Origin of the sequence: Flavobacterium sp. Root186 (assembly GCF_001428525.1) — a bacterium.
Lineage (GTDB): Bacteria > Bacteroidota > Bacteroidia > Flavobacteriales > Flavobacteriaceae > Flavobacterium.
Map to the genome: position 1 here is coordinate 249,154 of NZ_LMHW01000015.1, position 23,553 is coordinate 272,706.

Sequence of the window (23,553 nt, forward strand, 5' to 3'; positions counted from 1 at the left end):
TGTTATAGTTTATGAGGTGTAAATGGATAGTCTTCTTGTGCGTATACTACATCGTATAATTGTTGTAAGTCTGGATATGGAGATTCTTCAGCGAATTTCTGACATTCTTCAACTAAGTCTTTAACTCTTTGGTCAATAACTTCAATTTCTTCTTCTGTAGCATATTTTTGATCCAAAATTACATCAAGAACTTGTGTAATTGGGTCAATTTTTTTGTACTCTTCAACCTCTTCTTTAGAACGGTATAATTGTGCATCAGACATAGAGTGTCCTCTGTAACGGTACGTTTTCATTTCAAGGAAAGTTGGTCCGTCTCCGCGACGCGCTCTTTCGATAGCTTCGTGCATTGCTTCGGCAACTTTTACAGGGTTCATTCCGTCAACAGGTCCGCAAGGCATTTCGTAGCCTAAACCTAATTTCCAGATATCAGTGTGGTTTGCAGTTCTTTCTACAGAAGTTCCCATTGCATAACCGTTGTTCTCAACGATAAATACAACTGGTAATTTCCATAACATAGCCATGTTAAAAGCTTCGTGAAGAGAACCTTGTCTAGCGGCACCGTCACCAAAGTAAGTCATAGTTACACCGCCAGTGTTGAAATATTTATCAGCGAAAGCTAAACCAGCTCCCACCGGAATTTGTCCACCAACGATTCCGTGACCTCCGTAAAAACGGTGTTCTTTAGAAAAAATGTGCATTGAACCTCCCATGCCTTTAGAAGTTCCTGTAACTTTTCCTAAAAGTTCTGCCATTACGTTTCTAGGATCAACTCCCATACCAATTGGCTGAACGTGATTTCTGTATGCAGTAATCATTTTGTCTTTAGTCAGGTCCATAGCGTGCAGAGCGCCCGCTAATACAGCTTCCTGACCATTATATAGGTGTAAAAAACCTCTAACTTTTTGTTGAATGTATAATGCTGCAAGTTTGTCTTCAAACTTTCTCCAAAGCAGCATGTCTTCGTACCACTTTAAATATACCTCTTTTGTAACTTCTTTCATCTGAATTCTTTCTTTTGCTAAAGTTGTTTGTGTTATCAATTGTTGCCTGTAACGCAAAATAGTTTCCTCCCACAAATTTGCGCCCGAAAGGTCGGGATGCAAAAATAAGACATTCCGTTTAAGAACTAAAATTTAAAAGGTCTTTTTTGGCTTTTTTTTACAAGAACTTTTTATCAAACATAAAAGGGAGTAGATTTTTTAGGGATGCTGATTTGTAAACTTCGCCAATTTCGCCCATAAAATAAATTTCAATAGGGGTGTCTTGTTTGATTTCATATTCTGCAATCGACTGACGGCAAGAACCGCACGGTGGAATTGGAGCCTGAGTTTGATTTGTATCTGAAGCGGCAGTAATTGCCATTTTTAAAATTTTGGCTTCGGGATATGCGCTTCCGGCATAAAAAATAGCTGTTCTTTCTGCACATAATCCTGACGGATATGCGGCGTTTTCCTGATTAGATCCTAAAATTACTTTTCCATTATCAAGAAGAAGGGCAGCTCCTACTCTAAATTGTGAATAAGGAGCATAAGCTTTTTTACGAATTTCGATGGCCTGATTCATTAAATCTTGTATGTCTTGAGAAAGCTCATTGATGTTATCGTAAATAGTGAATAACGATGTAATGCTAATTTCTTTCATTGCTTTTATGGGAAAAAAAATCCAAATTTCTAAAAATATAGAAATTTGGATTGTAATTGTTTTTTATATTGGTTGTTTAATAAACTTCGTATTTGTCGCCAAAGTTAAACGTTAAAGAAAAACGAAGTGTGTTTTCTAAAGGATTTTTAACTTTTGATGCCGAAAATAAATACGAAACATCAACTTTTATAATATTATATTTAAAACCTGCTCCTAAAGAGAAAAATTGTCTAGCGCCTTTTTCAGGGCTTTCATGATAATAACCTAATCTCATTGCAAACGAATCCTGATACATGTATTCTGCTGCTGCACTATATGTTATTTCTTTAACTTCTTCGCTGAAGCCTCCCGGAGCATCTCCAAATGATTTGAAAATTCCTTCTACCCAGCCAGTGTCTTTGTATTTGTTATAGCTAATTGCGTTTGCTTCTGATTGTGAAATGTCGTCAGGATCTGTAAAATCGCCGTCTCCGTTTGCGTCAAAAGGTGTTCCTGGTCCCGGTGGAGTCGGAACTAATAGTTTAGTAAATTCAGCACTAACACTAACTTTATTATAATCATCTAAAATAAAATCAAATCCTCCACCTAATCTTAAGTTAGCTGGTAAAAAGTTTGAGCTTAAATCATCATTATCGTAACTAATTTTTGGTCCTAAGTTTTGAACGTTGAAACCTGCTCTCCATCTTCCGTTAAAATCGCTGTATGCAATTTCTTCTGATTGATAAAAACCAGCAACATCGACAGCAAATGAGCTTGCAGCCGAAGCATCAACTTCGCCAGAAGGGATTTTTAAATTTGAGCTGATAAATCTACCGGCAACTGCCATCGAGAAAGTTTCACTTAATTTAAGAGAGTATGACCCGTCTAATGCAAACTCATTAGGACTTACTTCTCGGGTAGCTTCATTTGGATCTCCGGTTTCTCTTAGTTCAATTCCTCCAAATCCAAAATAACGAAAACTTGCTCCAAAAGCACTTTTTTCGTTGATTTTGTTGTAATACGTCAATTGGCCAAGCGAAATATCGTTGGCAAGATCTGTTAAATACGGAGTGTAACTTATTGAAAGTCCCTGTGCATCTTCTGCGAAAGCATATTTTGCAGGATTCCATTGTTGGGAAAAAACATCTGAAGAAGTGGCAACTCCCTGATCTGCTAAACCGGCTGCTCTTGCATCGGCTGCGACTAATAAAAAGGGAACTCCGGTTGTAATGGGTTCAATGTTTTGGGCTTTGGCGAAAGAAATTACTAATAAACAAATTAATAAAAGTGATATTTTTCTCATTTTTGGGAATAATGGTATTTATGTTACAAATATATATAATATTATAGAATGACAAGTTTTTCGTATTTTTCTGCTTTTTTATTTGTTAAGTTCGATTTTACAGTCAGTTTGTAAATGTAAACTCCTTTTCCGATTCGGTCGCCAAAATCATCTTTTCCGTCCCATGTTATTTCCCTTGATAAAAAGCCTTCAGTTGTAATGATTTGATTTTTTGTCCAAACCACTTTACCTGTAATTGTCATGACCTGAACCTGTACATCTAAAGGTTCATATGGTCTGTTATGTGAAAACCAAAATTGTGTGTAAGTTGAAAAAGGATTAGGATAATTGAGCACGTGTGTCAATTTTAATTCTTCATCACCAACCACAACAAATTGTATTTCGCTTGTTACGGGATTATTATAAACATCCCATGCTGTAAAACTAATTGTATGTAATCCTGCCGATAAATCTCTTAATGGAAAACGTAAATTTCCATTTGTATAATCGTCTAATTTTGTTTGATAATAATCGTTCAAAATATACGGATTACTTACGTCTCCATCCAGAACCGCTATGATGTCATGACCAATTCCGCTAGCTGTATTTATACCATTTTCATCTTCTAAAAACGCTAAAAGAAAAGGTGATGCATTTGTAATTCCGCCAGATACAAAAGTTTCGTCGTTCATATATAACTTAACTTTTGGACTTATATTGTCCTGAGGTGCATTTTCATTTATTCCTCCAATTTTTATCATATTGTTATAGCCTGATTGATTCTCAAGTGCTTGATTTCTTTTAGAATAAAAACTGATTCGGCCATTATCAACAGGAATACGAATATCTCTTGGTACAACAAAGCTAAACTCAAACTGGCCGTTGGTTACAGAGGCATTTCCTCTAAATATGGTTTCTCCAAGAGTTTTAAATGACATTGCAGGGCTATATCCATCATTATTTAAGGTCGAAGAAGTAATCATTTTGTCAAAAATAGCTGTGGCTAGTTCTCCGTTATAATTGCTTAAAAGAATATTGTTTTCATCTGTAATTTCGCCCGAAATTTTAATTTTTGATAAGGATTTAAAATCGGGGATTGGCTGCGAAATCACAATATCGTTTACTTTCGTTAAATTAATGCGTGGTTTAGGAATGGCTAACATTAAAGCCGGATCTCCTATATATACCACAACATTACTCGAAGAACTTGGGTTCTCATTCTTTGAAATTCGCAGCGATTCTGCAATACTATTGTATTGATTTGAGCCATATGAAAGCAGGTTTTTGCTTAAACTATCATTGAAATTTTCAGCATTAAACTGTCCAATAGTTCGAATTGTTGTCAGCATAGAAATTGCTCCCCCCTTTGGATTCCAAAAAGTATATTCGCCTGCAGTAGGTCGGGTAGGGTCGTCAAATCGTGAAAATTCGCAGGTAATTGTTATAAACAATGGATATTTATATTGATTGTTCAGATTTTGTCCATCTGACTTTTCCCAGATTCTTTCACCTGCTAATCCGTCTTCACCTCCGTGGCCTAAATAATTAAAGACTAAAGCGCCTTTTTCAAAAGCATTAAAAATATCAGTTCTTGCTTTTGGGTATCTTGATCCGCCGGCAGAAGCTTCTTGTGTATAAGAATCTAAAAGTATCTTGTCGATATTTAAAAATGGTTTTTCAGTTGCAATCAAATCGGCAAGACTATTTTGACGCGATTGTAATGAAGCGTCAGAACTTTGATCGGCATCATCGCTGATTAAAACAAAATTATTTCTCCAATTCCCGTATGATTTCGTGTCGTGGTATTCCAGAACTTTATTAACCATTTCCTGAGCTTGCGCATTGTCTGATACTAACATTCTGCCAACGGCAATGTCAATTCCACCAAAAGGATAAGCAACAATCCCTTCATTAGAATCCATAAGTCCAAAAAAGTCATCAGAGGCAAAAGAGGCTTCACCGGTTGTGTTGCTGCTTAAGGATTGATATATAGGTACAATATTAGTGTTGTTAGAAATACGATCTTTATAATCATAAGATGCGTCACCAAATAAGTTCAAAAATTTTATTCTTTTTTCTGGAGAAGATGCATTGTCGTAAATATATCGTACACAATTTCTAATAGCAGCAATATCTTGTTTTCCCGATGAAAATTCTTGATAGATATCTTCTAATGAAATAACTTTTACAACTAGATTTGAATTGTTTCGATGAAAATTGGCCAGTTTCTCGGCTTGCGAAGCTAAAGATTTCGGTGTCATAATGACGTAATCAATATCCTGAAAACTGTTTTGATTGTTTTTTAAAAGCGTTCCTTTTAAATTTTGATTTGCAATTTTTGACTGGCTTTCTTTTAAAGGAGTATAATAATCGGCAGGATCAATGGCGATGTAATTTCTAATTTCGCCTAAATTAGCTTTAAAACTAAAAGAGGCTTGATTTGCATTTTCAACTTTTGATACATTATATAGGTCTGTAATATCCCAAATTTGAGAAATTCCCGAAGCGCTTCCAATAGTATAATTTACAATTCCTGCGGTTGAACCAGCTAAATTGTATTGAAACTTAAATTGTTTGCCTATTCCTAAAAGTTTTCTTTTTGCAATTAGATTAATGTAATCTAAATAGCCTTTTGAGCCCGGTACACCATTATTATTATAAGTAAGTTTGATTTTTATAGTTTCGGCACCTGTAAATGTAGTATTTGTGGGAGTTTTGTTGGTTAAATACTTAATTTCTGAACTAGCGGTTAAACTTGCAAAATTTAGTGTTGCAATATTTTGTTCGTTTGCAGCAACAACAAATGAAGTTGGGGTAAATGCGGCCGAAGCTGCGTTTAATTCAATTTTTACAGGCGTAGTCGTATCAAGATTAGGGAAATTAAAAGTAAATTCCTGTTCCTGATTGATATCGAACGATTCTCCCAGCCATTGACGTCCCAGATGAACAATGTTGGTTTGGTCGATTTCGTGATATTGATAGTCATCAAACGTATTCAGCTCTAATGTGCTGTTTGCTGTTGGCTGGGTCAGGTTTGCGATTCTTTTTCCGTCATTTCCTGATGCGGTAACGTAATAATAAGCCCTATTGCTGTAAAGATTTAAATTAGTCTGACTTTCATCGTTCCAGTTTTCTACACCTTCGGCATAAAATAAGATATAATCTTCATTGTTAAAAGTACCGTCGCCTTCGCCAATAATTTGAATGGCATTTTCGGTTAAATCTTCCGGATAATATGTGTTGTTGGCTAATGGAATCATTCTTCCGCCATTTCCATAAATTTTAATTCTCCTAGGGTCAGTCTTGCTCGGATCAAAACCTAAGCTTTGCAAAAATGCCCGTGTAATTTTATAAACTCCCGACTTTTCTACATAAAATCGATACCAGTCTCCAGAAGCTAAAACAGAATTTGAAATGACTGCCGCTTTTTGAAATACCGATGAATTGCTGCTTTTTGATGAAGAATTATTTATAATGTAAGAAAATGACCTGATTCTTTTGTAGCTATTTCCTTCTTTTATAATAGGATAGAGAGATAAAAAAGCTTGTTTTGTATCTCTTGAATAAGTAATTTTTATTGTTTCAGTTATCTTATTTGGAATATTTTCTATAGCTAAATCTCCTAAATCAGTTCTCGAAATTGATTCAAAATTTATATTTGTAATTTCTACAGAACTATTGTTTGCGACGTTTGACTGATTGAGATTAAGCAGCAGTGTTATGCTTTTTTTTGTAATGTCGAAGCGAAAAGCGTTTCCGGAAAAGTAGGGGATAATAACTTTGTTATCGCCGTAATTCATCTCTTTTTTACTTTGCCAATCGAGCGTTAAGCTCCCATTTATCTGGGAAAATGATAAGATAGGTAGTAGAAAAATGTATAGGATTATGGCTTGTTTCATTAGCTTAAAAACCGAAATTTAATTAAAATAAAATTAGTAAGTAAAAATATAGTATTTCATGTTACAGTAAATAATAAAAAGTATATTTTTGCGTTCGTAACTATAGGTTATTTTCTGGTAAAAAACAGCTAAATAAAATTATTAGAACAGATGTTGCTAATTAAATGTTAATTATTATATTGCAGCACCTAAATTTATCACCTAAGAATGAGTATGAAAGTAAACAAAATTGTAGTCTTGCAATTAATGATGTCAATGGTATTGATGTTGGGCACGGCTAGTTGTAGCAAAAAATCGAGTTCGAGTCACGCTTCTAGAGCAACTGGCTGGGATGTAGATAGTCAGAATGGAACAGCTGCTAGAAATGCTGGAAAAAAACAACAAGCTGGACCTGGTTTAGTTTTTGTTGAAGGAGGTACGTTTACTATGGGTAAAGTACAGGATGATGTTATGCACGATTGGAATAACACGCCAACTCAACAACACGTTCAATCATTCTACATGGATGAAACTGAAGTTACGAATGGTATGTACTTAGAATACCTTGAGTGGTTGAAGAAAGTTTTTCCTCCAACAGAAGAAAATTACAAAAATATTTACGAAGGGGCATCGCCAGATACTTTAGTTTGGAGAAATCGTTTAGGTTACAACGAAACGATGACTAATAACTATTTAAGACATCCTTCTTATGCTAACTATCCTGTAGTTGGTGTTAACTGGATTCAGGCTGTTGAATTTAGTAAATGGAGAACAGACCGTGTAAACGAAGCTGTTTTGGAAAAAAACGGATATCTTAAAAAAGGAGCTAAAACACAAGAGGTTAGTGCAGAAAGCTTATTTAATACAGAAACTTACTTAGCTTCTCCAACTACTACTTATGGTGGAAACGAAGAGTTAGTTTTAAAGAAAAATCCAGCTGGAAAAAGACCAAAAGCTGGAAAAGATGGTGTTGTGCCTGAAGAGCATAATGTTTACGCACAACGTTCTTCTGGTGTAATTTTGCCAGAATACAGACTTCCTACTGAGGCAGAATGGGAATATGCTGCTGCTGCTGATGTTGGACAAAGAGAATATAATATCTACAAAGGACAAAAGAAATATCCTTGGTCTGGTGATTATACACGTTCGGCTAAACGTAAAAATAAAGGTGATCAATTGGCTAACTTTAAACAAGGAAACGGTGATTACGGTGGAATTGCTGGTTGGTCAGATGATGGTGCAGATATTACAAACTCTGTAAAAAGCTATGCTCCAAACGATTTCGGATTATACGACATGGCTGGAAACGTAGCAGAATGGGTTGCCGATGTTTACAGACCTATTATTGATAATGAAGCAAATGATTTTAACTACTACAGAGGAAATCAATATGCTAAAAACAAAATTGGTAAAGATGGTAAAATTGAAATCGTTTCGACTACTTCAATTAAATACGATACTTTAAGTAATGGTAAAGTTATTGCAAGAAACCTTCCTGGAGAAATTGCTCAGGTACCGGTTGATGAGCAAGAAACTTACTTAAGACAAAATTTCAGTACAAGCGATAACATCAACTATAGAGACGGAGATAAACAATCTTCAAGATTCTTTGACTTTGGAGATTCTGAGTCTGGACCTAAAGCTGATCAGGCAATGTACAATTCTCCTAAGCATAACGTTACAGTTGATAGTTTAGGTAAAATGATTAGAAAATATGATAACTCTAGTAAACGTACTACTTTAATCGATGATAAAGTAAGAGTTTACAAAGGAGGTTCTTGGAGAGATAGAGCTTATTGGTTAGATCCAGCTCAAAGAAGATATTTTCCTCAGGATATGGCAACTGACTACATTGGATTTAGATGTGCAATGTCTAGAGTAGGTGCTAAAACTGAAAGAAGAAAATCACCAAGAAACTAAAGTTAAAAAACTCAATAAAAAAATTCCAAATTCCATACTGAAATATTCAGATTTTGGAATTTGGAATTTTTTTATTTTTATAATTTTAAAGTGTTATAAATGAATATTCAGGAAATTCATAACTTGTTTTTACAATGTAAATCTCTTTCAATTGATACTCGTAAAATTGAAAAAGGTTCTATGTTTTTTGCTATAAAAGGCGAGAATTTTGATGCAAATACCTTTGCTAAAGAAGCCCTTGATTTAGGAGCTTTATATGTTGTTATTGATAACGAATCTTATTTTATTGATGAGAGAACGATCTTGGTAAATAATAGTTTAGAAACGCTTCAGGAACTTGCAAAATTCCATCGTACCTATTTGAAACTCCCTATTATTGCACTTACAGGAAGCAATGGAAAAACGACGACAAAAGAGTTAATAAATGTTGTTTTGTCTCAAAAGTTTAAAACCAAAGCTACTATTGGGAATTTAAATAATCATATTGGAGTTCCTTTAACACTGCTTTCTTTTACAAAAGAAACAGAAATTGGAATTGTCGAGATGGGAGCAAATCACAAAAAGGAAATTGAATTTTTGTGTGAAATCGCGCAGCCTGATTTTGGTTATATAACCAATTTTGGAAAAGCACATTTAGAAGGTTTTGGTGGTGTTCAGGGGGTTATTGAAGGAAAAAGCGAAATGTATCAATACCTGGCAAAAAACAATAAAACTGCTTTTGTTAATCTTGAAGATGCTATTCAAATTGAAAAATCAAATGGCATAAAATCTTTCACTTTTGGAATAAATAAGGAAAACGCAGATCTAAAAATTAAAGACATAAAGGCAAATCCTTTCGTGGTTATTGACTATAATAATTTTACGGTTGAATCGCATTTAATTGGACTTTACAATGCTAATAATATTAATGCGGCAGCGGCAATTGGAAGATATTTTAAAGTAGATGATGCTGCGATAAAACATGGCATAGAAAATTATATTCCGGAAAATAACAGATCTCAATTACTGAATAAAGGTTCTAATCAAATTATTTTGGATGCTTATAATGCAAACCCGAGCAGTATGGCAGTTGCAATCGCAAATTTTCTGCAATTGGAGAATCAAAATAAAATCATGATTCTGGGAGATATGTTTGAGTTAGGAGATGAAAGTCCGCAGGAACATAAGCTAATTGTAGATTCTTTAGTAAGTCAAAAAGAATCATTGTGTTACTTGATTGGAAAATCATTTTATGAAAATAAAATTTCGAGTGATACGATTAAATTTTTCGAAACTTTTGATGCTTTCGCTGATTATTTAAAAACTATTCAATTTAAAGACAATACTATTTTAATAAAAGGGTCGAGAGGAATGGCTCTCGAGAGAACTTTAGAATATATTTCGTAAATAAAAAAATGCCTTCTGCAACAGAAGGCATTTTTTTATATACTCATTAAAAAACCAATAAGGTTTTCCTTTTTATTTAATCCGAGTTTTTTTCTCAAACGATAGCGGGCTAATTCTACTCCTCCGGTTGAAATATTCATAATTTCGGCAATTTCTTTGGTAGACATATTCATTAATAAATAAGTAGATAAATCGAGTTCGCGAGGAGAGATTGTTGGATATTTTTCCTTTAAACGTTTTAAAAATTCAAAATGAACATTCTTAATGTGTTTTTCTAAATCTTTCCAGCTTTTATCTGTATTTACCTCTTTTACAATACTTTTGTTTAGTTTACTGACTTGAAACTTAGTGGAATCGTCCAGTGCTTCGACATCAATTTCTTTCAATTTATGAATAATTCCGTTTAGGATTTTATTCTTCTTTACGACCTGCAATGAATTATTAACGAGTTCTTTATCCTTTGCTAAAATTTTAATTTGCAGTTTGTCGTTTTTTAATTTTTCGATTTCTTTTTCAAGATCATATTGTTCTTGTCTAATTCTTGATTCCTTTTCAAGATAAAGTCTTCGCTGCTCGATCGTTTCATAATATTTATTCTTTCTAATTTTCATTTTAATTCGACTAGAAATTACATAAATAGCAATGATTAAAACTATAAAATAAAGCATAAAAGCCAGAAAGTGTCTGTACCAAGGAGGAGAAACGGTAAATGAAATTGTGGATGGTTCAGATTGAACCCCATAGCTATTTCGCACTTTTACATTCATTACATAATCACCTTCACGAAGGTTTGTGTACTCTTTAATTGAAATTGTTGACCAGTTACTCCATTTTTCGTCAAAAGGCTCTAATTGATAAGAAAACTGTACGTTTTCGAGGTTTTCATAGGTTGGAGATGAAAAAGTAAAACGAACATGATTAGACGAATAAGGAATTCGTATGTTTTCGCTTTTATTTTGATTGTTTCCAAGGATTATTGTGTCGCCAGGAAATGAAAAACTGCGAACGAATGCTTTTGGCTTTGTTACAAAATTGTTTAAAAGTTCAGAATCGTAATGTGCTAAACCATCTGTTAATCCGATAAAAATATTTTTAGAATCAATCGTATTTACCGAAAGATAATTAGTAACCAAGTTACCCGTTAGGTTAGAAAATGGTGCAACGATATTTTTATAACCATTGTTTTGTTTCATTAAAACCCCTAAAGACTCATCATAGGCATACCAAAGATTTGATTGTGAATCTTCACTTAATGCATTTATAACCGGAATATTTTTAAAAAGACTGGTTAGTTTTTTGTCTTCATAAAATATTTCCTGTTCCGAAGAATATTTATAAAAATGATTATTCGTTTGAAAATATATTTTACCGTCAATTTTTTGAAGGCTGCCTATGTTTTTAAACTGAGAAGTTAACCGGTCAATTTTTTTAATACTCGAGAACCTTGTCAGATCATTGCTTAAAGACATCTTATATATAGACTCATCTTTTTTAAGCCATAAATAAGACTGATCAAGTTCAAAACTATTTGATGATTTATCAAATCCTGCAACTTGATTTTTAAATGAAAGCCCGTTTGCTGTTTTTTGAAAAACGGCAAATCCGTCATAATTTGATCCAATGAAAAAGCCGGGGTGATTTGGAATTTTCTTAAACCCAAAATACCCTTTCGAATCTATAATATTAGTAACTCTTCCTCCTTTAATTATTAAAGCTCCTCTGTTGTTGGCACAAATTAGTTCATTGTCGACAACTTGAACGTTCCATGATTGGGCAGTTGTTCCTTCAACAAGTTTAAAAACGTCTTCCTTAAAATTGTTATTCCATGCATGATAAAACACACCCTGATTGGTTGCTACATATAAATTGCCCTGATGAACTACAGATGCATAAACAGTACTAATGTCATAACTAAATCCAAAATAAGTAAAAGGAGAACTTTCGTTAACGAAAGTGATACCGTTATCTAGTCCAAGCCAAAGGTTATTTTTATTATCAATAAACGAAGTTAAAACCGTGTTGTTTTGCAGTCCTTTTTTTCTATTAATATGCTGAATGATTTTGCCATCAAAATCACAAATAGCAATTCCGTCCAAAACAGAATTCAAAACAATAAATTTATTGTTTATGATAACGCCTCCCAGTGAATTATTTCTTTTTACAAAATTATTAGCTTCAGTATTCCATTGGGTTAAGGTGTTATTCTCGTAAATAAACAATCCTTTTTCTAATGTAATAATTAAGATTTTGTTTTTACCTATTGAATACATAGCCCAAACCTCAGTATTATTTAAGCTGGTGGTGTTTGGCAGAGCATAGAGCTTCCCATTTTTATATTCTAAAATTCCTTTTTCTTCATCTTGGAAATAAAGCTTGTTGTTTACTACAAATGAGAATTGAAAGCGTTTTGGAGCTTTTAATATTGATAATTTTCCATTTTTAAAAATATATGCCCTGGCAAAAGATTGAAAAACAGTTTGATTATCTATGGAATGAATTTTCCATATAAAATCAATGATTTTAATTTTAGTATTGTCAACCTTTTTCGAAAGTGAGGTGTATTGAAGTTTTCCTTTATTATCTGGCTGAAAATATCCAAATTCATTATAACCACCTACATATATTTTTCCTGAGTTATCAATCTTCAAGCATCGTACAGAAGTTAGATTTGGCAGTGGATATTTTTTCCATGAAGAGCCGTCAAATTGTAAAAGGCCATTATTATTGGCAAAATATAAATTTCCATTCTTATCCTGATCAATATTCCAGTTTTGGGTTCCTCCTTTATATTCATTACGCTTGTAATTTCTTACATCCGGCAATCCGATGTTTTTAACCTGCCCAAAAAAGGCAATTGTGAATAATGTAAAAAAAGTAATATAAAAATATGATATCGTTAATTTCATTAATTATTCGATTTAATTTGTTTTTAAGGTGCTAAGTTGTTTGTTTTAAGGTATTTATAAATGTTTTTTCTTTACTATCACGTTGTAGAAAAGCATTTCTTTCATAAAAATAAGCAATCTTATATAATTGTAGTGTTTATTTTTTCAATTAACATTTTCATAACATCTTATTTTTTGTTTTTAAATATCACTATATTAGATATTTATAAAAAAAATGATGTGTTTTTGTAATGTATAAAATTTTAGTTTGATGTGTTTTTGTAATGAAATTTAAATGTTGATAGTAAAAAAATAACATTATTATTGCATCAAATTACTAATTAATTAACCAAAATTTTTAGAAAAATGAAATTAACAAAATTACTTATTTTTTGTGTTTCGTCTTTATTATTCTCGGTTATAGCTGTGGCTCAGGATGTCACAGTAAATGGAATGATAAACGATGAAAGTGGAATGCCGGTTCCGGGCGCAACAGTTGTCCTAAAAGGTACAACAAAGTCGACCGCATCAGATTTTGATGGGAAATTCCAAATACAAGTACCTTCAAACGGAGTTTTGACAGTTACTTTTATAGGATACACTACAGTAACTGAAGCTGTAAACGGAAGAACAAAAATTACAATTCAATTAAAACCAGAATCACAAACATTAAATGAGGTTGTGGTAGTTGGTTACGGTACTCAAAAGAAAGCAGTAGTTACAGGTGCAATTTCAAGTGTAAAAGCTGCAGATTTAGAGAAAGTACCAAATGGTAGAGTTGAACAGGCTTTACAAGGTCGTGTTGCGGGTGTAACAATCGCTTCCAGTTCAGGTCAGCCGGGTTCAGGATCTACAATCCGTGTACGTGGTATTACAACGTTTGGAGACGGTGGAAATAACCCACTTTGGGTTGTTGACGGTAACGTTGTTGATGCTGGTGGAATTGGTTACCTAAATCAATCAGACATCGAGTCTATCGAGGTGCTTAAAGATGCTGCTTCTGCTGCAATCTATGGTACACGTGCTGCAACAGGGGTTATTTTAGTTACTACTAAAAAAGGTAAGGCAGGTAAAATTACAGTAAACTATAATGGTTTTGCTGGTGTATCTTCTCCAGCAAAAAAATTAGATTTATTGAATGCTACAGAGTATGCTACAATAATGAACGAAAAATCAGTTGCTGATGGCGGAGGGATTCTTTACTCTAATCCAGCTGCATTTGGAAAAGGAACAAACTGGCAAGATGCTATTTTTAATGACAGTGCTTTCAGATACACACACGAATTAAGTATTAGTGGTGGTGGAGAATTTTCTACTTTCTATGCTTCATTTGGTATTCAGGATCAAGAAGGTATTGTTGCTACAGAAATTTCTAATTATACTAAAAAGAATTTCCGTTTAAACTCTACTCACAAGATTTCTAAATATTTCACATTTGGACAAACTTTTGGTTATACAAGACAAAAGACTGTTGGAATTGGAAATACAAACAGTGAGTTTGGGGGGCCTTTAAGCTCTGCTATCAACTTAGATCCATTAACTCCACTTGTAGTTACTGATCCAACTGTTGCAAATTCAGCTCCATATTCTACAAACCCTGTAGTTCGTGATGCTAACGGAAATCCTTATGGAATTTCAAGTGTAGTTGGTCAAGAGATGACAAACCCACTTGGATACATCCAAACAAGATTAGGAAGATATGGATGGTCTGATGATTTCGTTGGAAATGCTTATTTAGAAGCTGCTATTACTCCACATTTAAAAGTTAGATCTACACTTGGTGGTAAACTTTCTTATTGGGGAGACCAAGGATTTACTCCTGTATACTTCTTAAGTTCAAACGTGAATGTTCTTAAAAACAGTTATTATCAAAATAACAATAAATCATTCAACTGGAATATTGAAAACGTTCTTACTTACTCTAACAAATTTGGAGATCATAACTTAAGCGTTTTAGCTGGACAAGGATCTTATGTTGATAATATTGGTGGATATGTTGGAGCTACAATGTTTGGTTTACCTGTTACAAGCTATAAAGATGCATCTTTCAAATTTGATATCCCACAAGCTGACAGAAACAGTGCTACAGATGATTTTATTCAACACAAAGTAACCTCTTTATTTGGTCGTATAAACTACGATTATATGGAGAAATATCTTTTTACCGGAGTTATTCGTCGTGATGGATCTACTCGTTTTGGAGAAAATCATAAATTTGGAGTTTTCCCATCATTCTCTTTAGGATGGGTTGTTTCAAAAGAAGGTTTCTGGAAAGAAAATAATGCTGTAAATTCATTAAAACTTAGAGGAGGTTATGGAATTGTAGGTAATGACCAGGTTGCTGATTTTAGATATATTTCATTAGTATCTGGAGGTTATAACTATTCTTTTGGAAATGCTGGTTCAATCACAACAGGTTATGCTAACGTAACTCTTGATAACCCTGATTTGAAATGGGAAGAGACTTCTCAGGCAAGTATTGGTCTTGATGCAAGAGTATTTAATGATTTCACAGTAACATTAGATTTCTACAAAAAGAAAACAACAGGTATCTTAAGACCAGTTGTAATTCCTGGATATGTTGGAGTTGCTGAGCAGCCATGGGCTAACGTTGCTGATATGAACAACAGCGGTATTGAATTTGAATTAGGTTGGAAGAAAAAACTTGGTGATTTTAATTTAGGTGTTAACGGAAACGTGGCTTACTTGAAAAATGAAATTACTTACGTAGGAAAAGATAATGACTTTATTATTGGAGATGCTTCTTTCCAATCTATGGGACCTGTTACAAGAACTCAAGTTGGTCATTCATACAATGAATTCTATGGATACAAAACTGCAGGTATTTTCCAAAACCAAGCAGAGATTAACGCTTATAAAAATGGTGCGGGTGGTTTAATCCAGCCAAATGCAAAACCAGGGGATTTCCGTTGGGTTGATAACAATGGTGACGGATCTATTTCTGATGCAGATAAACAATTCTTAGGAACAAGTATTCCTAAATACACTTTCGGTTTAACATTAAACTTAGATTACAAAGGATTTGATTTTATGACATTCGTTCAAGGTGCTGCTGGAAGCAAAATCTTCCAAGGATTACGCAGATTAGATATCTTGAATGCTAACTATCAAACAGAAGCATTAGGTCGTTGGACAGGAGAAGGAACTTCAAATGATTACCCAAGACTTGCTAATAATGATGGTAATGGTAACTTCAGCAAAATGTCTGATTTTTATTTAGAAAGCGGTGATTATGCTCGTTTGAAAATAGTTCAGGTAGGATATACTCTTCCAGTTGATCTTTCTTCTAAAATTGGAGCAGACAGAATTCGTTTCTATTTAACAGGTGAGAACTTATACACTATTACAAAATATACAGGATATGATCCAGAAATTGGAGGTCAGGTATTTGGTGTAGATAGAGGTGTTTATCCACAAGCAAGAACTTTTATGCTTGGAGCGAACGTACAATTTTAATAATTAAAGAATGATGAAAAATAAATTTAAATATATATACGCTGTTGTAGCTTTGGCAGCTTTAGCAGGATCTTGTTCAGAAGATTTCGTGAGCGTTGACCCAAAGGGATCTTTCCTATCAACTAGTTACTACAAAGACGAACAGCAAGCTACTGCTGCTCTTGTTGGGGTTTACGATCCATTAAGAAAAAATACTGGAGGTTTTGAAAACTTGGTTGCTATGCTAAATGCCGGTTCAGATGATTTCTATGCTGGTGGTGGTGGAGCTTCAGATGGTCAGGGAATTCAAAATTTTTCAACTCACTCATTAACTTCATTAATTATTCCTGGAAGTTTCTGGAATGATCATTATCAAGGTGTTTACAGAGCAAACGTTTTGTTATCAAAAATGTCTGGAGTTAATATGTCAGATGCATTAAAAGTTAGATTCACAGGTGAAGCTAAAGCTTTAAGAGCATTATACTATTTCAATTTAGTTAGAATGTTTAAGAATATTCCATTAATCTTGGAACCGCTTACAACATCAACTATGTTAAATGTTGAGCAATCAGCTCCAACTGCTGTTTATGCTCAAATTGAAAAAGATTTAGTGGAAGCTATTCCAGCTTTACCTACTAGTGTAGATGCTGCTACAGGATCAGGTCGTTTAACAAGAGGAGCTGCTCAGGCATTACTTGGAAAAGTTTATTTATATGATGGGAAAAATGCAGAAGCTGCTGCAATTCTTGCTCAAGTAAATGGTACACCAGGACAAGCTAACCAATATGGAAATAAATTACTTGCTAAGTTTAGTGATTTATGGGTTGTAGCTAACAAATTTAATTCAGAATCACTTCTTGAAGTATCTCATACTAGTGCTGGAAACTCTGATTGGGGATTCTGGGGGTCTGGAAGAGACGAAGGAAACTCATTAAACGTAATGGTTGGACCTAGAGGTTATTCTAGACCAGCAAATTCTAATGCAGCAGACCTTCCTTCTGGATGGAGTTTTAGTGTTCCAACACAAAAACTATACGATGCAATGAAAACTGATCCTAGATTTGACGCAACTATTTTTGACTTAAAAGCATTAAAAGCTGCTGGTAAAGCGGATTATATTCCAGGTTACCAAGACACAGGTTATTTCTTGAACAAATTTTTACCAAGAAAAACTGACGTTCGTACGGGTGGTGGAGCTGCTGAGTTGAACTACAAACAAAACTCTTATGTTATCAGATTAGCAGATACTTATTTATTAGAAGCTGAAGCATTAGGTGCTACAGGTGCTAGAGCACAAGCTTTACTTGATGCAGTAAGAGCGAGAGTTGGCCTTGCTTCAATTCCGGTAACATTAGCTGCTATCAAAAATGAAAGAAGAATGGAGCTTGCAGGTGAAGGACACAGATTCTTCGACTTAGTAAGATGGGGTGATGCTGCTACTGCTTTATCTGACAGAGGATTCAATGCTGGGACAGATGAAATTTTCCCAATTCCTTACGTAGAATTAACAGGGACTAAATTAAAACAAAACCCTAACTACGAATAACAAAAAAACTATCTAACCAAAAACCAAAAAGAAAATGAACCTAAGTATAATTTTAAAAAGAAGTGCTTACCTAATGCTTGCGATAGCATTAGGTTCGCTTACAGGCTGTGATGATGATCCGGCTAATAACGGTTTAACAGCTACAAATGTTGATGCTGCTTTTACAATTGCTCCTGTTGCGGGAAAAGTAAATACTTATCTTTTAACTGCTCAGGAAAATGGAGTAATTTCATCAAAATGGGATATTGGATATGGACCTTATATGGGTAAAATGGAAGAAGAAGTTGTTTTACCAGATGCCGGTACTTATACTGTAACTCATACAGCTATTGCTGCTGGAGGTGCTACATCTAAAGTTTCTCATGATATTGTAGTTGCAGCTTCAGATCCTGCTAAACCTAATTTAGTTAGAGGAGGATTCTTTAATAACGCAGCTGATATAGCTCAATGGTCATCAGCAAAATTAAGCGCTACTGGTGCTGCATTTTGGTCATTTAATTCGGGAACTGCAACAATTCATTCTCCAGGAGGATGGGCGCAAGAAGGAATTTATCAAGCAATTGATGTTGTAAAAGATAAAGAATATACAATTGATATGCTTGTTTCTTGTCCAAGTGGATCTGATGAAACATGGTTTGAAGTATATGCCGGGAAATCTGTACCTAAAGATGGTGTCGAATATAAAGACAACAAAGTAATGGGTCTGAGCACTTGGGATGGCTGCGCAAAAGGAGCTTTTACAGGAAGGCTTTCTTCAGTTGGCTGTGTTAAAAATGACGGAACAGCTTCTGTTTCAAATGTTGTAAAATTTGGTACTACAGGTAAAATCTATCTACTAATTCGTTCTGGTGGTAATACTTTCACAAAAGATGGAATTACTGTGAGTAGAATCGAAATGAGAGGAAAATAAAAGTTTAAGTTAAGTTTAAGTTTGGTTGTAAATAGCCCATAATCATTATGAGTATGGGCTATTTTTAAATCCTCAGCAATCAGAGAACGAGTTTCTGAAAACTTCTTTTAGAATTAAAAAATCAAAGAAAAGAATGAAAAAAAATACTTTAAAGTTTCTGTGCTTTTTGTTTACAGTCACCGCTCTTGCACAGCAGACAAAAGCAAAGAAAGAATTTACAACCAACGGGAAAAAGATAACGGTTTACACTACTGCCGAAAATTCAAAACTGAGATTAACATCAACAGATAATTTGACTTTTTCAGCATCAAAACAGCCTCTTGAAACGGAGATCTCTGTTTTTGTAGAACCGTCTAAAAAGTTTCAAACATTTATGGGAATTGGAGGTGCCATTACTGACGCAAGTGCCGAAATTTTTGCTAAACTTTCAAAAGAGAAACAAACAGAATTCTTAAATGCCTATTACGATAAACAAAAAGGAATTGGCTATTCTTTGCTAAGAACCACGATCCAAAGTTCTGATTTTAGCAGTGGAAGCTACTCTTATATCACAGAAGGAGATAAAGATTTAAAAACGTTTACTATTGAACACGATAGACAATTTCGTATTCCTTTAATCAAACAGGCAATCCAGACTGCAGGAGGAAAATTATTGACTTATGTTGCCCCTTGGTCTCCAAACGCTTTCATGAAAAGCAACGGAAACGTATTAAAAGGAGGAACATTATTACCAGAATATTATCAAACCTGGGCAAACTTTTATGTCAAGTTTATAAAAGAATATGAAAAAGAAGGAATTCCAATTTGGGGAACTTCAACTCAAAATGAGCCAATGGCCGTTCAAACTTGGGAATCTTGCATTTACACAGCTGAAGCCGAAAGAGATTTCATTAAAAACTTCCTAGGGCCAACTTTGAAAAAAGAAAAACTTGGAGATAAAAAAATCATCGTTTGGGATCACAATCGTGACCTGATGAATTACAGAGCAAACGTAATTTACTCTGATCCTGAAGCAGCAAAATATGTTTGGGGAATGGGTTTTCACTGGTATGAAAACTGGTCAGGAGGAGACTCTATGTTTGACAATGTTGCAAAAGTAAACGAAGCTTATCCAGATAAAAAACTATTATTTACAGAAGGATGTGTAGAAAAATTCGATGCTGCAAAATATCAGTTTTGGGGTAATGGAGAACGTTACGGAATCTCTATGATTAACGATTTCAATAACGGAACCGTTGGATGGACAGACTGGAACATTCTTTTAGATCAAAACGGAGGGCCTAATCATGTTGGAAATTTCTGTTTTGCACCAATTCATGCAGACACAACAACAGGTGAGTTAATTTACACACCTTCTTATTATTACATAGGGCATTTTTCAAAATTCATTCGACTAAATGCAAAAAGAGTTAGTTCTGCAGTTAGCAGAAGCGGTTTGTTAAGTACATCATTTTTAAATACAGATGGTACAATGGCAACAATTGTAATGAACAAAACAGATAAAGAAATTACATATAATTTGATAATAGCAGCAGAAAAATCAGTAGTTAAAATTCCTGCCCACGCTATACAAACGCTTGTTTATTAATATTTTTTGAGTTAACAGAAGAGGGCTGATTTGAATCATCCAATTCAGCCCTCAATTTTTAACTTGAAATAAAATGTTTTTTGAAGTAACAATGAAAACCATCAATAGAATCTTATTAGTTTTAATAATAATTTTGCAAGTAAGTTGTTCAACATCAAAAACTGCAAACGGATCAGCTGTTTCTGCATCCAAAACAAATAAAAAAATTACGGTTTACACTACAGCCGAAAACACCAATTTGAGATTATCATTATCAGATAATTTAATTTCAAAATCTACTGCACAACAAACAAAATCAACGGTGTCAATTTCTTTAGATGCCGATAAGACAGATCAGACTTTCCTAGGAATTGGCGGTGCCATTACAGACGCAAGTGCTGAAGTCTTTGCCAAACTATCTCCAAAAAAACAACAAGAATTCCTAACCGCTTATTACGATAAAAATAAAGGAATAGGATATACTTTAGCCAGAACAAATATTCATAGCTGCGATTTTAGCAGTGACAGTTATACATATGTTGCAGAGGGTGATAAAGATTTAAAAACCTTCAACATTGATCACGATCGAAAATATAGAATTCCATTAATAAAAAGTGCAATCGAAACTGCCGGCGGGAAATTAACGTTATTTGTTAGTCCATGGAGTCCCCCAGCTTTCATGAAAGACAATAATGATATTTTGCACGGCGGCGTTTTGTTGCCAGAGTTTGCACAATCATGGGCAAATTATTATGTTAAATTTATAAGAGCTTACGAAAAAGAAGGAATTCCTGTTTGGGGATTAACCATTCAAAATGAGCCAATGGCAAAACAAAGATGGGAATCTTGTATCTATACTCCAGAAGCAGAAAGAGATTTCCTGAAAAACTTTCTGGGACCAACTTTAGAGAAAGAAGGATTAAATTCTAAAAACGTAATAATCTGGGATCACAATCGTGGAGATATGTTAACCAAAAGAGCCAATCTTGTTTTCTCAGATCCTGCAGTTTCAAAATATGCATGGGGAATTGGATTTCATTGGTACGAAACATGGAACGGCGGTACACCTAAATTTGAATCAGTAGGTGAAGTACACGAAGCTTTTCCAAATAAAAATTTACTTTTTACAGAAGGTTGTATCGAAAAATTTGACGCTTCAAGATTTCAGTTTTGGGGAAATGCAGAACGATACGGACTTAATATGATCAACGATTTTAATAATGGAACCGTTGGATGGACAGACTGGAATATTCTTCTGGATCAAAACGGAGGTCCAAATCATGTTGGGAATTTCTGTTTTGCACCAATTCATGCTGATATTACAAAAGATGAATTAATCTATACGCCGATGTATTATTACATAGGGCATCTTTCAAAATTTATTCGCCCAAATGCGAAAAGAATAATACAGACAATAAGCGATAAAAAATTAATAAGCACATCTTTTAAAAATTCTGATGATAAAATAGTAACCATTGTCATGAATCAATCAGATAATGAGATTATTTACACCCTAATAAACCACAATTCACAAAATACTATAACTATCCCGGCACACGCAATACAAACTATTGTATACTAAGCTGCTGCACTAAAAAACGATCAAAAATGAAACTAAATTTTAAAAACACTATAAAAATACTGTTCTTCTCAATGGCAGTATTTTCTCAGGTAAAATGTTCTACATCAAACGATGCAGTTGATCCTGTAGTAAATCCACCTGTTGTAAACCCGCCAGTTGTGGTAACAAACGATGTTGATTTCTGGTTAACAAAAGGAGACCAAAGCGTATTGTTAGCAAAACAAAACGGAACATTAGGATTTGGTACAGTACCAAATTCATATACAAATATTGAAGTTAACGCAGCGCAAAAATATCAAACTGTTGATGGTTTTGGTTATACATTAACTGGTGGAAGTGCTGATGTAATTAATCAGTTAACGGCAGCTAAAAAAAGCGCACTTTTACAAGAATTATTTGGTACCGGAGCTAATTCAATTGGAATTAGTTATTTAAGAATCAGTATTGGAGCATCAGATTTAAATGCTGCGCCATTTACATATGACGACCTTGCAGCAGGAGAAACTGATTTGACTTTGGCAAAATTTAGTTTAGACAAAGACAAAGCGGGAGTAATTGCACTTTTAAAAGAAATTCTGGTAATTAATCCAAAGATTTTAATTTTAGCAACACCTTGGTCAGCTCCGCTTTGGATGAAAGACAAAGACAGTTTTATTGGAGGAAAATTGCAAACACAATATTATGATGTTTATGCAAAATACTTTGTAAAATACATTCAGCAAATGAAAGCGGAAGGAATTACAATTGATGCAATAACTCCGCAAAACGAACCTTTACATGACGGAAATAATCCGAGTATGTATATGTCTGCAGTAGAACAAGGTAATTTCATAAAAAACAATTTAGGACCGGCTTTAAAAGCGGCAAACCTTAGTGTAAAAATTATTGCTTACGATCATAATTGTGATAATCCAAATTATCCAAAATCAATTTTGGCAGATGCAGATGCATTTCCTTTTGTAGACGGATCAGCATTCCATTTATATGCCGGAGATATTAGTGCATTAAGTAATGTTTACAATTCTTATCCAACAAAAAATGTGTATTTCACAGAACAATGGACATCTTCAGCAGGGGATTTTGCCGGAGATTTAAAATGGCATGTTCGAAACGTGGTTATTGGCTCGATGAGAAATTACAGTAAAAACGCATTAGAATGGAACTTAGCTAATGATGGATCTTTCCAACCTCATACAAACGGCGGCTGTTCTATGTGTAAAGGTGCGTTGACAGTAACTTCATCAGAAAGTTTTCAACGTAACGTTGCCTATTATATTATTGCTCACGCATCAAAATTTGTTCCTGCAGGATCTATCAGAATTGCAAGTAACTCAAGCGGAAGTTTACAAAACGTTGCTTTTATAACACCATCTGGATCAAAAGTTTTAGTAGTAGTAAATGATTCGTCAGTAAGTGAAATTTTCAATGTTAAGTTCAATGATAAATGGATTACAACTTCTCTTGAGGCAGGAGCTGTTGGAACATACACTTGGAAGTAAATTAAAGGCAAAGTAAAATTGG

13 protein-coding genes are annotated in these 23,553 nt (G+C 34.1%); 8 read left to right on the forward strand and 5 right to left on the reverse strand.

The window, feature by feature from the left end; translation table 11 throughout:
- Positions 1-2: 2 nt before the first annotated feature.
- From pdhA to porU, 4 genes are all read right to left on the reverse strand, one after another.
- Complete coding sequence (pdhA, locus tag ASD98_RS20165; protein ID WP_053472631.1) at positions 3-1,001, reverse strand: pyruvate dehydrogenase (acetyl-transferring) E1 component subunit alpha; 999 nt, start codon at positions 999-1,001, stop codon at positions 3-5.
- 157 nt (positions 1,002-1,158) lie between these two features.
- Entirely contained in the window at positions 1,159-1,641 is a 483-nt protein-coding gene (gene cdd, locus ASD98_RS20170) for a cytidine deaminase (RefSeq protein ID WP_056207979.1), read from the reverse strand.
- 76 nt (positions 1,642-1,717) lie between these two features.
- The gene (porV, locus tag ASD98_RS20175; protein ID WP_056207982.1) at positions 1,718-2,923 is read right to left on the reverse strand and encodes a type IX secretion system outer membrane channel protein PorV; all 1,206 of its coding nucleotides are present in this window, start codon (positions 2,921-2,923) and stop codon (positions 1,718-1,720) included.
- Between the two features lie 41 nt (positions 2,924-2,964).
- On the reverse strand, positions 2,965-6,801 hold the full coding sequence (gene porU, locus ASD98_RS20180; protein WP_056207985.1) for a type IX secretion system sortase PorU: 3,837 nt from the start codon (positions 6,799-6,801) through the stop codon (positions 2,965-2,967).
- Positions 6,802-7,014: 213 nt separating this feature from the next.
- Here porU and gldJ point away from each other — a divergent pair, with 213 nt between their 5' ends.
- Both gldJ and murF read left to right on the forward strand, forming a co-directional pair.
- Positions 7,015-8,700 carry a gliding motility lipoprotein GldJ gene (gene gldJ, locus ASD98_RS20185; RefSeq protein ID WP_056207988.1) on the forward strand — a complete coding sequence of 562 codons (1,686 nt, stop codon included), beginning with the start codon at positions 7,015-7,017 and terminating at the stop codon, positions 8,698-8,700.
- 99 nt (positions 8,701-8,799) lie between these two features.
- Positions 8,800-10,086, forward strand: a complete 1,287-nt coding sequence (gene murF / locus ASD98_RS20190) for a UDP-N-acetylmuramoyl-tripeptide--D-alanyl-D-alanine ligase (RefSeq protein ID WP_056207990.1) — start codon at positions 8,800-8,802, stop codon at positions 10,084-10,086.
- 35 nt (positions 10,087-10,121) lie between these two features.
- On the opposite strand, the gene ASD98_RS20195 is transcribed toward murF, so the two are convergent.
- Positions 10,122-12,992, reverse strand: a complete 2,871-nt coding sequence (locus tag ASD98_RS20195; RefSeq protein ID WP_056207993.1) for a triple tyrosine motif-containing protein — start codon at positions 12,990-12,992, stop codon at positions 10,122-10,124.
- 345 nt (positions 12,993-13,337) lie between these two features.
- Between ASD98_RS20195 and ASD98_RS20200 the strand changes: the two genes are divergently transcribed.
- From ASD98_RS20200 to ASD98_RS20225, 6 genes are all read left to right on the forward strand, one after another.
- Positions 13,338-16,448, forward strand: a complete 3,111-nt coding sequence (locus tag ASD98_RS20200) for a TonB-dependent receptor (RefSeq protein ID WP_056207997.1) — start codon at positions 13,338-13,340, stop codon at positions 16,446-16,448.
- A gap of 10 nt (positions 16,449-16,458) precedes the next feature.
- Positions 16,459-17,973: a RagB/SusD family nutrient uptake outer membrane protein gene (locus tag ASD98_RS20205; RefSeq protein WP_056207999.1), complete on the forward strand. Its 1,515-nt coding sequence runs from the start codon at positions 16,459-16,461 to the stop codon at positions 17,971-17,973.
- 34 nt (positions 17,974-18,007) lie between these two features.
- Positions 18,008-18,883, forward strand: coding sequence for a hypothetical protein (locus ASD98_RS20210; protein WP_128414864.1), 876 nt, complete (start codon positions 18,008-18,010; stop codon positions 18,881-18,883).
- A gap of 133 nt (positions 18,884-19,016) precedes the next feature.
- Entirely contained in the window at positions 19,017-20,471 is a 1,455-nt protein-coding gene (locus tag ASD98_RS20215; RefSeq protein WP_053472577.1) for a glycoside hydrolase family 30 beta sandwich domain-containing protein, read from the forward strand.
- Positions 20,472-20,562: 91 nt separating this feature from the next.
- The gene (locus tag ASD98_RS20220) at positions 20,563-22,032 is read left to right on the forward strand and encodes a glycoside hydrolase family 30 beta sandwich domain-containing protein (protein ID WP_056208231.1); all 1,470 of its coding nucleotides are present in this window, start codon (positions 20,563-20,565) and stop codon (positions 22,030-22,032) included.
- 26 nt (positions 22,033-22,058) lie between these two features.
- Positions 22,059-23,531, forward strand: a complete 1,473-nt coding sequence (locus tag ASD98_RS20225) for a glycoside hydrolase family 30 beta sandwich domain-containing protein (protein WP_056208004.1) — start codon at positions 22,059-22,061, stop codon at positions 23,529-23,531.
- The last annotated feature ends 22 nt before the right edge of the window (positions 23,532-23,553 follow it).

Coding starts and splice junctions, on each gene's coding strand:
- gldJ (WP_056207988.1), top strand. CDS start 7,015: ATGAAAGTAAACAAAATTGTAGTCTTGCAATTAATGATGTCAATGGTA.
- ASD98_RS20200 (WP_056207997.1), top strand. CDS start 13,338: ATGAAATTAACAAAATTACTTATTTTTTGTGTTTCGTCTTTATTATTC.
- ASD98_RS20220 (WP_056208231.1), top strand. CDS start 20,563: ATGAAAACCATCAATAGAATCTTATTAGTTTTAATAATAATTTTGCAA.
- murF (WP_056207990.1), top strand. CDS start 8,800: ATGAATATTCAGGAAATTCATAACTTGTTTTTACAATGTAAATCTCTT.
- ASD98_RS20195 (WP_056207993.1), bottom strand. CDS start 12,992: ATGAAATTAACGATATCATATTTTTATATTACTTTTTTTACATTATTC.
- cdd (WP_056207979.1), bottom strand. CDS start 1,641: ATGAAAGAAATTAGCATTACATCGTTATTCACTATTTACGATAACATC.
- ASD98_RS20210 (WP_128414864.1), top strand. CDS start 18,008: ATGAACCTAAGTATAATTTTAAAAAGAAGTGCTTACCTAATGCTTGCG.
- ASD98_RS20205 (WP_056207999.1), top strand. CDS start 16,459: ATGATGAAAAATAAATTTAAATATATATACGCTGTTGTAGCTTTGGCA.
- ASD98_RS20225 (WP_056208004.1), top strand. CDS start 22,059: ATGAAACTAAATTTTAAAAACACTATAAAAATACTGTTCTTCTCAATG.
- ASD98_RS20215 (WP_053472577.1), top strand. CDS start 19,017: ATGAAAAAAAATACTTTAAAGTTTCTGTGCTTTTTGTTTACAGTCACC.
- porU (WP_056207985.1), bottom strand. CDS start 6,801: ATGAAACAAGCCATAATCCTATACATTTTTCTACTACCTATCTTATCA.
- pdhA (WP_053472631.1), bottom strand. CDS start 1,001: ATGAAAGAAGTTACAAAAGAGGTATATTTAAAGTGGTACGAAGACATG.
- porV (WP_056207982.1), bottom strand. CDS start 2,923: ATGAGAAAAATATCACTTTTATTAATTTGTTTATTAGTAATTTCTTTC.